The 12736-nt window shown below is 64.2% G+C and carries 13 protein-coding genes; 11 read left to right on the top strand and 2 right to left on the bottom strand.

Annotated elements, in window-relative coordinates:
• Positions 1-30 precede the first annotated feature (30 nt).
• On the bottom strand, positions 31-1305 hold the full coding sequence (locus CDV46_RS11350; RefSeq protein ID WP_087722559.1) for a glucarate dehydratase family protein: 1275 nt from the start codon (positions 1303-1305) through the stop codon (positions 31-33).
• A 289-nt stretch (positions 1306-1594) separates the two neighbouring features.
• Here CDV46_RS11350 and CDV46_RS11345 point away from each other — a divergent pair, with 289 nt between their 5' ends.
• The 7 genes from CDV46_RS11345 to CDV46_RS11315 all read left to right on the top strand — a co-directional run bounded on the left by CDV46_RS11345 (position 1595) and on the right by CDV46_RS11315 (position 8213).
• On the top strand, positions 1595-2770 hold the full coding sequence (locus CDV46_RS11345) for an extracellular solute-binding protein (protein ID WP_087691288.1): 1176 nt from the start codon (positions 1595-1597) through the stop codon (positions 2768-2770).
• A gap of 26 nt (positions 2771-2796) precedes the next feature.
• The gene (locus CDV46_RS11340; RefSeq protein ID WP_087691289.1) at positions 2797-3876 is read left to right on the top strand and encodes an ABC transporter ATP-binding protein; all 1080 of its coding nucleotides are present in this window, start codon (positions 2797-2799) and stop codon (positions 3874-3876) included.
• The gene (locus CDV46_RS11335) at positions 3873-4772 is read left to right on the top strand and encodes an ABC transporter permease (protein WP_087722558.1); all 900 of its coding nucleotides are present in this window, start codon (positions 3873-3875) and stop codon (positions 4770-4772) included. The genes CDV46_RS11340 and CDV46_RS11335 overlap by 4 nt, the downstream gene beginning before the upstream one ends.
• A complete protein-coding gene (locus CDV46_RS11330; RefSeq protein WP_087691291.1) occupies positions 4769-5734 on the top strand; it encodes an ABC transporter permease in 966 nt (321 codons plus the stop codon). The genes CDV46_RS11335 and CDV46_RS11330 overlap by 4 nt, the downstream gene beginning before the upstream one ends.
• Positions 5735-6005: 271 nt before the next feature.
• Positions 6006-6398, top strand: a complete 393-nt coding sequence (locus CDV46_RS11325) for a COG4315 family predicted lipoprotein (protein WP_087691292.1) — start codon at positions 6006-6008, stop codon at positions 6396-6398.
• Between the two features lie 226 nt (positions 6399-6624).
• On the top strand, positions 6625-7179 hold the full coding sequence (locus tag CDV46_RS11320; RefSeq protein WP_058375918.1) for an RNA polymerase sigma factor: 555 nt from the start codon (positions 6625-6627) through the stop codon (positions 7177-7179).
• Positions 7179-8213: an anti-sigma factor family protein gene (locus CDV46_RS11315; protein WP_140413344.1), complete on the top strand. Its 1035-nt coding sequence runs from the start codon at positions 7179-7181 to the stop codon at positions 8211-8213. Before CDV46_RS11320 ends, CDV46_RS11315 begins: the two co-directional genes overlap by 1 nt.
• Positions 8214-8217: 4 nt before the next feature.
• Here CDV46_RS11315 and CDV46_RS11310 read toward each other — a convergent pair whose 3' ends face one another.
• The gene (locus CDV46_RS11310; protein ID WP_087691293.1) at positions 8218-9120 is read right to left on the bottom strand and encodes a LysR family transcriptional regulator; all 903 of its coding nucleotides are present in this window, start codon (positions 9118-9120) and stop codon (positions 8218-8220) included.
• Positions 9121-9339: 219 nt separating this feature from the next.
• Between CDV46_RS11310 and CDV46_RS11305 the strand changes: the two genes are divergently transcribed.
• The 4 genes from CDV46_RS11305 to CDV46_RS11290 are packed head-to-tail and all read left to right on the top strand — an operon-like array spanning position 9340 to position 12694.
• Positions 9340-10002, top strand: a complete 663-nt coding sequence (locus CDV46_RS11305) for an isochorismatase family protein (RefSeq protein ID WP_058375915.1) — start codon at positions 9340-9342, stop codon at positions 10000-10002.
• Between the two features lie 14 nt (positions 10003-10016).
• A complete protein-coding gene (locus tag CDV46_RS11300) occupies positions 10017-10319 on the top strand; it encodes a DUF1427 family protein (protein WP_087722557.1) in 303 nt (100 codons plus the stop codon).
• Between the two features lie 48 nt (positions 10320-10367).
• Positions 10368-12278, top strand: coding sequence for an amidohydrolase (locus CDV46_RS11295; RefSeq protein ID WP_087722556.1), 1911 nt, complete (start codon positions 10368-10370; stop codon positions 12276-12278).
• Positions 12279-12280: 2 nt separating this feature from the next.
• A complete protein-coding gene (locus CDV46_RS11290; protein WP_087691520.1) occupies positions 12281-12694 on the top strand; it encodes a DoxX family protein in 414 nt (137 codons plus the stop codon).
• Positions 12695-12736: the final 42 nt, after the last annotated feature.

The following is a 12736-nucleotide window of genomic DNA, read 5'->3' as shown; positions in this document are numbered from 1 at the left end:
CAGGGTTCAGAAGCAGGTTCAGAAGCAAGTTCAAAAGCGCGGTGCCTTGCCGCTCCAGCCGGGTTGGTACTTGCGCATCTGAACCGCGTCGTTACGGGTACGCACCCCGCAACGCAGGTACTGCTCGTGCAGCTTGGCCAACTGGTCCTGATCGATCTCGAGCCCGAGCCCCGGGGCCTTCGTGAGCGTCACCGCACCGTTGCGGATCGCGATCTTGCCGCCACGTACGACTTCCTCGTCGGCCGCCTGCCACGGGTAATGCGTATCGCAGGCATACGACAGGCGCGGCACGCTCGCCGCCAGATGCGTCATGGCCATCAGGCTGATGCCAAGGTGCGAATTGGAGTGCATGGAGAGGCCGAGATCGAACGTCTCGCACATGCGGGCGAGCACTTGCGTGTCGCGCAGACCGCCCCAGTAGTGGTGGTCGGACAAGATGATCTGCGCACCATTGACGCGCACGTTCTCGCGGAACTGGCGCAGATCGGTCACGACCATGTTGGTGGCGAGCGGCATGCCGGTTGCGCGATGCAGTTCGGCCATGCCTTCGAGCGTGGGCGTCGGGTCCTCGTAGTACTCGAGATCGCCCTCCAGCTCGCGGCCCATCCGGATCGCCGTGGTGAGCGACCAGTTGCCGTTCGGATCGATACGCAGCGGCTTGTCGGGGAAGGCGCGTTTGAGCGCCTTGAGGCATTTCACTTCTTCGTTCGGATCGAGTGCCCCGGCCTTGAGCTTGATGCTGCCGAAGCCGTACGTGTCGATCATGGTGCGGGCTTGCGCGACCAGTTGCGTGGCGTCGAGCGTCTCGCCCCAAGGGTCGGGCGCATACGGGTGGTCGATGTGCTGGGCGTACTTGAAAAACAGGTACGCGCTGTACTGAACCTCGTTGCGTACGGCGCCACCGAGCAATTCGACCAGCGGAATGCCGAGATGCCGCGCCTGCAAATCGAGAAACGGCACTTCGAAGGCGGAGTAGATCTTCTCGGCGTCCTTGCGCGGGTCGGTGCCCGGTGCCAACTCGTACTCGACGCGCTCGCCACCCACGCCGCGCGCCACCACCGCCGCCACCCGGGCACGCAGGCCGTTGGTGTCGAACGGGTCCATGCCGATCAGATGCTCGCGGGTGTTTTGCAACAGCGTGAGCACCGGCGCGTCGCCATACGTCTCGCCCAGCCCGACATGGCCGTTATCGGTCTCGATTTCGATAATGGTGCGCAGCGCATAGGGCTCGTGGATGCCGGCCGCGTTGAGCAGCGGCGGGTCGCGAAAGGCAATCGGGGTGATGGTGATGCGCTGAATTTTCACGGTGTATCGGCCTCGTCTGCGGCACCGCAATCTGCGGTGCGCTGATATCTTTTACGTCATCGTATGACTGGCCGTAATTTAGGTGACGCATCCGGCGTCTCTCTATCGGTGTTTCCCCTGATCGTTGCCATTGTTTCCCATTGAAATGGGGCTTTAAACGCAATAAAAACAAAGGTGTCTCGTCATCCTAGGGAAATCTCTGAGGTGTTTCGCGGCGTCCCCCAATTGCAAAATGACAACGTCAGTCATATGATGACTTACGAGAAATTTAACCAAAAGAGGAGACAGCATGGCCTTCAGCCGCAGGGGATTCTGGCAACGCACGCTAGGCGCATTGGCATGTGCCGCCGTAGTGGGGAGCATCGCGAACACCGCCGCTGCCGCGCCGGTGACGCTCAACATCGTGGACGTGGCGGGCAACCTCGCGCTCACGCAGAAGGGCTTCGAAGCGTTCCGTGACAAGTACCCGGATCTGGTCTCCCGGATCACCTTCACCAACGCACCGGCCCCGCAATTGCCGGGCAAGATCAAGGCCATGCAGGCCGCTGGCCGCGCCGACATCGACATCGTGCTGACCGGCACCGATGCGCTCGCCGCCGGTATCCAGCAAAACCTCTGGCAACGTCTGCTGCCCGACTACAGCGCCCAACTGCCGGGCGTGCTCGACAAATACGCGCCGAATGTGCGCGCGATGCAGGAACTCTCGAAGGGCTATGGCCTCGCCGTGACCTTCATGCCGGCCGGCCCGCTGGTGGAATTCAATCCGGCCAAGGTGAGCAACCCGCCGAAGACGCCTGCTGAGCTGCTCGCGTGGTGCAAGGCGAACCCGGGCAAGCTGATTTACGCGCGTCCGGCCAACTCCGGCCCGGGCCGCACATTCCTGATGGGCCTGCCGTATCTGCTCGGCGACAAAGACCCGCACGATCCGATCAAGGGCTGGGACAAGACGTGGGCGTTCCTGAAAGAACTCGACACGTGCATTCCGTACTACCCGGGCGGCACGTCGGCCGTGATGAAGGAACTGGGCGAAGGCAGCCGCGACATGACCCTGACGGTCACGGGCTGGGACATCAACCCGCGCGCGCTGGGCATCGTGCCGGCGAGCTTCAAGGTGCAGGCGTTCGACAAGTTCACGTGGGTGAACGACGCGCATTACATGGTGGTGCCGAAGGGCGTGTCGAAGGAAAAGATGGACGTGATCATCAAGCTGATCAACTTCATGCTTGAGCCGGCACAGCAGGCGCTGACCTACGACGACGGCTACTTCTACCCGGGCCCTGCCGTGAAGGACGTGCCGCTGACGGCCGCCCCCGCGAAGAGTCAGGAAGTGATCGCCAAGTATGGCCGTCCCGAGTACACCAAGCTGATCGCGGACTTCCCGCACGCCGTGCCGCTCGACGCTACCGCGATGGTGGCGGCCTTCCAGAAGTGGGATGCCGAGATCGGCGCTCTGAAGTCGAAGTAACTCGGCAGATTCACAAGGGTTTCGTCATGAAGCACAACTTTCAGCACCTGCGCCTCGACAACGTTGCGCGTAGTTTCACCAACGCCGAAGGCCAGTCCGTTGCCGCACTGAACGGGCTGGACCTGACGATCGAGCGGGGCGAGTTCATCGCCTTGCTCGGCCCGTCGGGCTGCGGCAAGTCCACGGCGCTCAACTGCATTGCCGGGCTCACACCGCTCACGGGCGGCGCGATCTGGCTCGACGACGAGCGCATCGACATACTGCCCAGCGAGAAGCGCGGCTTCGGCATGGTGTTCCAGAACTACGCGCTGTTTCCGCACATGACTGTGCTCGAGAACGTGGGCTTCGGCCTGCGCATGCGCGGCGTGCCGCGTGCCGAGATCGAGAAGCGGGCGCGCGACGCCCTGCAACTCGTGCAACTCGTGGGGCACGAGCGCAAGCTGCCCGGTCAGCTTTCCGGCGGGCAACAGCAGCGCGTGGCCATTGCGCGCGCCATCGTGATCGAGCCGCCGGTGGTGCTGATGGACGAACCCTTGTCGAATCTCGACGCGAAACTGCGTATCGAGATGCGCGCCGAGATTCGCCGCATTCACGGCAAGCTCGACCGCGCCACGATCTACGTCACGCACGATCAGGACGAGGCGCTGTCGATGGCCGATCGTATCGTCGTGATGAAAGAAGGCGTGGTGCAGCAGATCGGTATCCCGCGCGACGTCTATTGCCGTCCGCGCAATTTGCACGTGGCGCGCTTCATGGGCTATCGCAACGTGCTGGACTTCTCGGTCACGTCGACGCAGGGCGATCACGCCCGCGTGTCGGCGGGCGGCGCGTCGTTCGAGGGTGTGCTGATGGAGTCGCCGAACGGCGGCAAGGTCAGCGTGGCGATTCGCCCGGATGACTTCGAACGTGCGCAAGCGGCCAACGACAACGCGTTCGAGGCCGTCGTGGAAACCGTGGAATACGGCGGCCACGACTCGCTGCTGCGCGTGGCGTCGCCGTTCGGCCCGCTCTATGCGCGCCTGCCCGGCGACTTCGCCGTGGGCGAGCGCGTGCCGCTGCATGTGCCGGCGGATCGTACGCTGGTCTATGCCGGAGAGCGGGCATGAGTGCCGCCACGTCTTCGGCACCGGTGGCCGAGCGCGGGGAGCGTGGGTGGCGCTTCGATGCACGCGGCTGGCTGGTCGTCCCGGCGCTGGCGGTGCTGGTGGCGATGTTCGTGTATCCGTTCGCCTATGGCCTGTTCCTGTCGTTCCAGCCGATGGACGGCGGCGGGGTGTTCGCGAACTATCTCAAGTTCTTCACCGAATCCACGCTCTGGCCGACCGTCTGGATCACGCTCAAGCTCGCAGTGCCGGCCACGCTGATTAACGTGGGCATGTCGATTCCGGCCGCGTTTGCGCTGCGTCGCAACACACCGGCGGCCAAGTTCGTGACGATGCTGCTCGTCGTGCCGGTCACGCTGGGAACCGTGCTGATCGCCGACGGCATGCTGACGTACTACGGGCCGAACGGCTGGTTTCCGCAGGCGCTGCACGCGTTGCATCTGTATAGCGACGAAGTGCGCCTGACGCACAACTACTGGGGCGTGCTGATCTCGCTGGTGATCTCGGGTTTCCCGTTCGCGTTTCTGTTGATTCTGTCGTACGTCACGGGTATCGACCCGACGCTCGCCCGCGCAGCAGGCACGCTCGGCGCCGGACCGTGGGAACAGTTCCGGCTGATTTATCTGCCGCTGCTGGTGCCGGGGCTGACGATGGCGGCGTGTCTGTCGTTCGTGCAGGCGTTCTCGGTGTTCCCGTCGGCGGTGCTGCTTGGCGTGCCGGCAGGTGCCACGCGAGTGGTGTCGATTGCGGCGTACGAAGCCGCGTTCGAAAGCTACGACTATTCGCTCGCCTCGTGCGTGGCGATCGTGATGGGCTTTGTGCAACTGCTGATCGTGGCGGGCATGCTCGGCGCACGCCGGGCGTTCTATAGCGGTCCGACCTCGGGAGGCAAAGGATGAGCGCCGCAGACAAACCTCTGGCCGGTGCCATGGCCGTGCAGAACGGAGACTTCATGACCACGCCGTCATCCGCGGGCAATACCACCGCTTCTCGCGAAGCAAAGGCCACACGCCGCCAGTCCCGCCGCGAAGGGCCGGGCGCGCGTATCTGGCGCGTGCTGGTGTGGGGCGCGATGATCTTCTTCCTCGTGAACGTGGGCCTGATGATTGCCACCGTCACGATGAACTCGGTGGCCACACGTTGGTTCGGCACGCCGCTGCCCGAGAGCTTCACGCTGCATTGGTATGCGCAGGCGTGGAACGACTTTCAACTGGCCAACGTGCTGTGGGTGACGTTCGAAGTGGTGGGCGCGGTGGTGTTGCTGTCGATCGCGTTGGGTGTGCCTGCGGCGTATGCGTTGGCACGCGCGCAGTTCCCGGGCAAACGTATTGCGATGCTGGTGTTTCTGCTGCCGCTGATGGTGCCGCCGGTGACGTATGGCATTCCGATGGCGACGGTGCTCTACAAGATCGGCCTTGGCGGCACGCTCTCGGGCGTGATTCTCGCGAACCTCGTGCCATCGCTGCCGTTCGTGATTCTGGTGATGACGCCGTTCATTGAGCAGATCGATCCGAATCTCGAAGCGGCCGCCCGCATCTTCGGTGCCAACACGTTCAAGTATTTCCGCCACGTGCTGCTGCCGCTGTTGGTGCCGGGCATGCTCGCGGCGGGTCTGCTGGTGCTGGTGCGCACCATCGGCATGTTCGAGCTGACGTTCTTCACGGCGGGGCCCGATACGCAGACGCTGGTCGTGGCGTTGTACTACGCGGTGTTTTCTACCGGGGTGCGAGCGCCGCAGTCGATCGATGCGATGGCGATGATCTATATGGCGATCACCTTGCTGTGGGTGCTCATCGCGCTGCAATTCGTGAGCCCGACGCAGTTGGTCAGCCGTGTGAAGGAAGCGCCGAAGGGCGAGTAGACGAAAGCAACGAAAAGCGGTTTGTCAGGCAGGTGCGCCGAATATCCCCCGGCGCGGTCTGCCCGGTGACGGCCATCCGAGGGGGCTCGGATGGCCGTTGTCGTGTGCAGCGGCGAAATGTAAATGCTGCACTGCACCTAAGGGCGCGGCGCAAAGCGGCCACGGGCGTTGGTGACAAGCGGAAAATATCGATAGCTCGCGATGGAATAAAGCGCTGCGGGCGAACGTTCTGTGAATGTCGACACCGACAATTACCTGAGGAGCCAATCTGATGAACCAACGTCAATCGATGTCCGCTGTTCTGACCGCTCTCGTCGTCGCCGCCGGCGCGTTTGCCGCCACCGCTGCGCACGCGGAAGTCCCGTTCAAAGCCTCGAACGGCATGATGGTCGACGGCCAGAACCGTACCGTCTACACCTTCGACAAGGATGTGGCCGGCAGCGGCAAAAGCACCTGCAATGGCCCGTGTGCCGAGGCCTGGCCGCCGGTGATGGCCACGTCGGGTGCCGCCGCAGAAGGCAACTACACGATCATCACGCGTGACGACGGCATGAAGCAGTGGGCCTACAAGGGCAAGCCGATGTATCTGTTCACGAAAGACGCCGCCCCGGGCGACATGAAGGGCGATAACTTCAAGGACGTGTGGCACACCATCAAGCCCTGAGTGAAGTGAAGGAAGTGAATTTGGTGAGCGAGGCGTTGGGGTGTCTGAACCATTTCACGCAGGTGACCCAACGCCGGCTGGGCGAAGCGGGAGGCCGCGGATGCGAACTCCCGTCGGGCAGGTTTCGCGGCGGCTCAGTATAATTTCGCGGCGTACGCTGGCGGTCATCGCCGGCGACGCTTCGGACTGGCTTGCCGCCAGGCACCCTCCGCCAGGAAATTCGCCGATGACCGGTCAGGATTTGCCCAGCATGCTCCCGGGCCTGCTGCCTCGCCTCTGGGCATTCGCTCTGCGCATCGCAGGCGATCGTCACGATGCCGAAGACCTCGTGCAACGCGCCTGCGTGCATGCGCTTGAGCGCGTGCATCAATGGCAGCCCGGTACGTCGGCATTGAGCTGGATGTACAGCATCGTGCATACCACCTGGATCAACGAGATTCGCTCGCGCCGCGTGCGCTCGCGCGGCAGCCTTGCGTGGGAAGACGCCGACGTGGAAACGGTGCCCGACCTGCACGCCGCGACGCCGGAAGATCTCGCCAGCTATCACCAGGTATTCGGCGCCGTCGACCAGTTGCCGGAGGCGCAGCGTCTCGTGGTGCTGCTCGTCGCGGTCGAAGGCCTGAGCTATCAGGAGGCCGCACAGGTGCTCGACGTGCCCATCGGCACCGTCATGAGCCGTCTGTCACGCGCTCGCCGCACCATCGGCGACCGGTTCCGCAACCCAGAGGGGCAACCCCGCCGGATCGATAACACTGCCGGCGCACGTGAGGAGGACGCGTGATGAACGAAGACGATATCCGCCTGCTCGCGTACGTCGATAACGAACTGGCCCCGGCCGAACGCGCCGAAGTCGAAGCCGCGCTGGCCGAGTCGCCGGTACTGGCCGATGTGGTGGCCTCGCTGCGCGCATCGCGCCTGCCGTATCGCGAAACCTTCGCGTCGCAGTCGCTGCCACCGGTTCCCCAAAGTCTGAGCGCCAATCTCGACGCCTTGCTGCGCGCGCATGCGCAACGTCAGCCGATGGGCTCGGGGGCAGGCGAGCGTGGCGTCAGTGGCGGCGGCGGTATTGCCCGACCGGCGGCGACTGTCGCGAACGACGAACCGCCAGCATCGTTGGCGTCATCCAACACGTCGGCAGCGGGGCGCCGTGTGCGTCCGTGGTGGCTGGCCGCAGCCTTTGCGGCGGGTGTTGCCGCAACGGCTGTCACCATGCCGCTGTTGCCGGGCGTGTTGCAGAAAGCCGGACTCGGCGGCGCGGTGCTGACCAGTGCCACGACACCGCCGCCGAAGTCGCCGCAAGGGGTGACGTGGGTGCGCGCCGCCGCCGAGTATCAGCAACTCTATGCCCGCGATACCGTGGCGTCGACGAACGTGGATGACGGCGACACCGCGCGCACCGTGGCCGACATTCAGCGCGACGACAAGCTCGATATCCGCGTGCCCGATCTGAAGGCGCAGGGGTTGACGTTCAAGCGCGTGCAGCGGCTGCGCTGGCAGGATCGTGCGCTGGTTCAGATGGTGTATCTGCCAGAGAAAGGCGACCCGATTGCGCTGTGTGTGGTGAAGGATCCGCGTCCCGATCAGGGCGTGGCAGAGCAGCACATCGACCGCATGGGCGTGGTCACGTGGCGCAAGGGGCAAGTCGGTTATGCGTTGATCGGTGCGCCGGGTTCGGCGGATCTGAAAGCGATTGCGAGCGCACTCGCCGAAGGGCCGGTGACGCCGTTGTACGGCTGGCTGATGTCACCGGGAATGCCGGGGATGCTGGGGTTGCCGGGGCTGTCGGTGGCCGCGGCCGAGCGCCCGGCGTCCTGAGCGTTCAAAGCGACAGAATGTTCGGCAGCAGCGGCCGGTTGAGCCGCTGACTCCACCACTTCAACGCCTCGCCCATGCGCTCGGTACGCCATGCCAGCCAGAATGTCTCGGGCGGGCGGGGCTCCTCGACCTGCAATTCCACCAGCGCGCCCCGCGTCAGTTCCGCACACACGCAGGCGCGCGGCAGAAAACCGTGCCCCAGTCCTGCCAACTGCGCCGCAATCTTCGCCTGCATGCCGGGCACGGTAATCCTGCGCTGACCCAGCAACAACCCCACTGAACGATCGGCCAGCGAGCGCGCCCCGTCGCCCACGACGATAGCGGTGTTCTCCAGCAGATCGTCCCGCGTGAGCGGGCGCTTCAGCTTGGTGAACGGGTGGGTGGCGCTCACGCAGAACGCGAAATCCAGCGTGCCGATCGCCACCGCCTTGTAGCCGCCGCTTGCCGGCCCTTCCCCGGCGGCCACGACCAGATCGGCCCGCCCTTCACGCAACAGCTCCCACGTGCCCGTGAGCGTCTCCGTGCCAATGCGCAGACGCGTGCCGCATCTCAAATCTTCGAACGCGCAGATATCGGGATTGAAGGCGCTCGTGGGGATCAGCGAGTCGTGTACCAGCCGGATTTCCGCCTCGTAGCCGGTGGCGATCTGCCGCATGCGCGATTCGAGCTGGCCCGCAGCCGCGAGCAGCCAGCGTCCCTCCTTGAGCATTTCCTGTCCCGCGTCGGTGAGCGTGACCCTCGGGCCGTTGCGCACGAACAGCGCAATGCCGAGCTGATCTTCCAGCTTGGAGACGGCGTAAGAGATGGTCGACGGCACCTTGTGCAGCCGCTCGGCGGCGGCGGCAAACGAGCCGTAGCGCGCGATGGCATCGACGATTTCGATGGCTTCCAGAGACAGTTTGAGCACGGATGAATCTCCAAAAATTCCATCATCGAAATTTTCGATGGTAAGTCGACAAAACCTTCAACCTTGGGTGCCTTGATTCCGACGAAACTTCTTCCAACGCGGCGGGAAACACAGACGAAAGCATACATGAGCCGCCGATGTTGATTTAGTGAATTTTATCGAACAGCAAGACGCAATTTCCCGTTCATTTTTTCTTTTTCTGACATTAGGAGACTTACCATGGCCCTCACCAAACCCGTCGCCGTTGCCAAGCCCGGTGCTCTGTTGCTCACGCCGCAAGACCACACGCTGATCATGATCGACTTCCAGTCGCAAATGGCCTTCGCTACGCACTCCATCGACGCCGTCACGCTGCGTAACAACGCGGCGCTGGTCGCGAACGCTGCTGCCGGTTTCGGCGTGTCGACGATCCTCACCACCGTGGCGGAAAAGAGCTTCAGCGGCCCGATGTTCGACGAAGTGACGGCACCGTTCCCCGGTCAGGCGATGCTGGACCGCACCTCGATGAATACGTGGGAAGACGAGGGCGTGATCCGCCGTGTGAACGAGATCGGCAAGTCGCGCATCGTGCTGGCGGGCCTGTGGACCGGCGTGTGCATCGTCGGGCCGGCCCTCTCGGCGATCGATCAGGGCTTCGAGGTGTATGTGATCACCGACGCCAGCGGCGATGTGTCGACCGAGGCGCATGAGCGTGCCGTCGAGCGCATGATTCAGGCGGGTGCCCGCCCGATGACGGCCTTGCAGTATCTGCTTGAGTTGCAACGCGACTGGGCGCGCACCGACACGTACGACATGACCACGGGTATTGCGAAGAAGTGGGGCGGCTCGTACGGTATCGGCATCAACTACGCCAAGACGATGTTCAACGCCCACGAAGCCTGAGCCGGAGCGTCACAATGAAGCCCTACCTTCTGTCACTGGCCATCGGGATGCTCGTTGGCGTGATCTACGCGCTGTTCCACGTGCGCTCACCGGCCCCGCCAGTGATCGCTCTGGTAGGGCTTCTCGGGATTCTGCTCGGCGAGCAGATCCCGCCGCTCGTCAAAGGGTGGGTCAAGCCTGATGCTGTTACGACCTCGTGGTTGCGCCAGCAGGTCAAGCCGCATGTGTTCGGCGAATTGCCGCGCTGCGACAAGACCGATGTCGCGGCCACGACCTCCACGACCTCCACGCCCTCCACGCAGAAAGACCGCACCTGATCCTCGCGGAATTGCGACGCTCCACTTCGTCAAGCCAAGGAAACCGACATGCACGATACGACTGCCTCGACTGCTCCCGACCTCATCCTGCACAACGGGCGCTTCACCACGCTGGACCGCACCAATCCGACGGCGAGTGCCGTGGCCATCAAGGACGGCCGTTTCGTGCGCGTCGGCCGCGCCGAAGACGTGCTGCCGCTCGCCGGCAGCGCCACCCGGGTGGTCAATCTGCAAGGCAAGCCGGTATTGCCCGGTCTGATCGACAACCACCTGCACATCATTCGCGGCGGGCTCAATTTCAATCTGGAATTGCGCTGGGACGGCGTGCGCAGTCTGGCCGATGCCATGGGCATGCTCAAGCGTCAGGTGGCGATCACGCCCGCCCCGCAATGGGTACGCGTGGTGGGTGGTTTCACGGAACATCAGTTCGTCGAGAAGCGCCTGCCGACCATCGCCGAGCTCAACGCGGTGGCCCCCGATACCCCCGTCTTCATCCTGCACCTTTATGACCGTGCGCTGCTCAACGGGGCGGCGCTGCGCGCCGTGGGCTACACGCGAGATACCCCTGCGCCGCCGGGCGGCGAAATCGTGCGAGACAGCGCGGGCAACCCGACAGGGCTGCTGCTGGCCAAGCCGAATGCCTCCATCCTTTACGCCACGCTGGCCAAGGGCCCGAAGCTGCCGCTGGAGTATCAGGTCAATTCCACGCGTCACTTCATGCGTGAGCTCAACCGTCTGGGCGTGACCGGCGCCATCGACGCAGGCGGGGGCTTTCAGAACTACCCCGAGGACTATCAGGTGATCCAGCAGTTGGCCGATGCGGGCCAACTCACGATCCGGCTGGCTTACAACCTGTTCACGCAGAAGCCGAAGCAGGAGAAGGAAGACTTCCTGAACTGGACCGCGACGTCCACGTACAAGCAGGGCGACGATTACTTCCGCCACAACGGCGCGGGCGAGATGCTGGTGTTTTCTGCGGCCGACTTCGAAGACTTCCGTCAGCCGCGCCCGGACATGGCGCCCGAGATGGAGGGCGAACTCGAAGAGGTGGTGCGTGTGCTCGCGCAGAACCGCTGGCCGTGGCGCCTGCACGCGACTTACGACGAAACCATCGAACGTGCGCTCGATGTGTTCGAGAAGGTCAACCAGGACACGCCGCTCGCAGGCCTGAACTGGTTCTTCGACCACTGCGAGACGATCTCCGAGAAGTCGATCGACCGCATCGCGGCCCTCGGCGGCGGCATTGCCGTGCAGCACCGGATGGCCTATCAGGGCGAGTATTTCGTCGAGCGCTACGGTGCGGGCGCAGCCGAGGCCACGCCGCCCGTCAAGCGGATGCTGGAGAAGGGCGTGAACGTGTCCGCCGGTACCGACGCGACGCGTGTGGCCAGCTACAACCCGTGGGTATCGCTGTCGTGGCTGGTCACGGGCAAGACCGTGGGCGGCATGCAGCTTTACCCGCAGGCGAACTGCGTGGACCGCGAGACCGCGTTGCGCATGTGGACCGAGAAGGTCACGTGGTTCTCCAACGAAGTCGGCAAGAAGGGCCGTATCGAGGCAGGCCAGTTGGCTGACCTCATCGTGCCCGACCGCGACTTCTTCGGCTGCCCTGAATCGGACATCGCCGACACGACGGCGCTGCTCACGATGGTCGGCGGCAAGGTCGTCTACGGTGCGGGTCCGTTCGCGTCGCTCGACGAAGGCACGCCGCCGGTGGCCATGCCCGACTGGTCGCCTGCGCGCACCTTCGGTGGCTACGCCGGTTGGGCCGACAAGGAAGCGCCGGCAAACGGCACGCCCATGCAAAAGGCATTGCACAACGCAGCAGCAGCGTGCGCCTGCGCCAACAACTGCAATGTGCACGCGCACCAGCACGCCACGGCGTGGAGCAGCAAGCTGCCGGTCTCCGATCTGAAGGGCTTCTGGGGCGCGTTGGGTTGCGCCTGCTGGGCGGTGTGACGATGGCCACGTCAACCGTTGCGCGTTGGCAACCCGCGCCCGCCTTGCGGTGGATTGCCCTGCTGTTGTTGTGCGCCGCCTACTTGCAGGGCGGCCTGGACAAGGCGATGGACTTCAATGGGGCCATCGCCGAGATGCAGCACTTCGGCGTGTCGCCGGCGGCGCCGATGGCCGCCGCGGTCATCGTGCTTGAGTTGGGCGCGTCTGCGCTCATCCTCACGGGCGTCTACCGCTGGCTCGGGGCCGTGGCGCTGGCGGCGTTCACGCTGTTCGCGACGTTCGTGGCCCTGCGCTTCTGGGAGATGCCGCAACCCGGGCGCTTCATGGCCGAGAACGCGTTCTTCGAGCATCTGGGTTTGGTTGGCGGTTTTCTGCTGGTGGCATGGCACGACTGGAAGTCACGTGCGGATGCCTGAACGACAACGGTAAGTGCTTCGTTTTTTCGATCCTGTTTCCTC

It is taken from the genome of Pandoraea sp. PE-S2T-3, assembly GCF_002179965.1.
GTDB lineage: Bacteria > Pseudomonadota > Gammaproteobacteria > Burkholderiales > Burkholderiaceae > Pandoraea.
This window is presented reverse-complemented; position numbering and strand designations above follow the sequence as displayed.

What these genes read in the sequence shown, in the direction of transcription:
- CDV46_RS11345 (WP_087691288.1), top strand. Translation starts at nt 1,595, where the DNA reads ATGGCCTTCAGCCGCAGGGGATTCTGGCAACGCACGCTAGGCGCATTG.
- CDV46_RS11340 (WP_087691289.1), top strand. Translation starts at nt 2,797, where the DNA reads ATGAAGCACAACTTTCAGCACCTGCGCCTCGACAACGTTGCGCGTAGT.
- CDV46_RS11335 (WP_087722558.1), top strand. Translation starts at nt 3,873, where the DNA reads ATGAGTGCCGCCACGTCTTCGGCACCGGTGGCCGAGCGCGGGGAGCGT.
- CDV46_RS11330 (WP_087691291.1), top strand. Translation starts at nt 4,769, where the DNA reads ATGAGCGCCGCAGACAAACCTCTGGCCGGTGCCATGGCCGTGCAGAAC.
- CDV46_RS11325 (WP_087691292.1), top strand. Translation starts at nt 6,006, where the DNA reads ATGAACCAACGTCAATCGATGTCCGCTGTTCTGACCGCTCTCGTCGTC.
- CDV46_RS11320 (WP_058375918.1), top strand. Translation starts at nt 6,625, where the DNA reads ATGACCGGTCAGGATTTGCCCAGCATGCTCCCGGGCCTGCTGCCTCGC.
- CDV46_RS11315 (WP_140413344.1), top strand. Translation starts at nt 7,179, where the DNA reads ATGAACGAAGACGATATCCGCCTGCTCGCGTACGTCGATAACGAACTG.
- CDV46_RS11305 (WP_058375915.1), top strand. Translation starts at nt 9,340, where the DNA reads ATGGCCCTCACCAAACCCGTCGCCGTTGCCAAGCCCGGTGCTCTGTTG.
- CDV46_RS11300 (WP_087722557.1), top strand. Translation starts at nt 10,017, where the DNA reads ATGAAGCCCTACCTTCTGTCACTGGCCATCGGGATGCTCGTTGGCGTG.
- CDV46_RS11295 (WP_087722556.1), top strand. Translation starts at nt 10,368, where the DNA reads ATGCACGATACGACTGCCTCGACTGCTCCCGACCTCATCCTGCACAAC.
- CDV46_RS11290 (WP_087691520.1), top strand. Translation starts at nt 12,281, where the DNA reads ATGGCCACGTCAACCGTTGCGCGTTGGCAACCCGCGCCCGCCTTGCGG.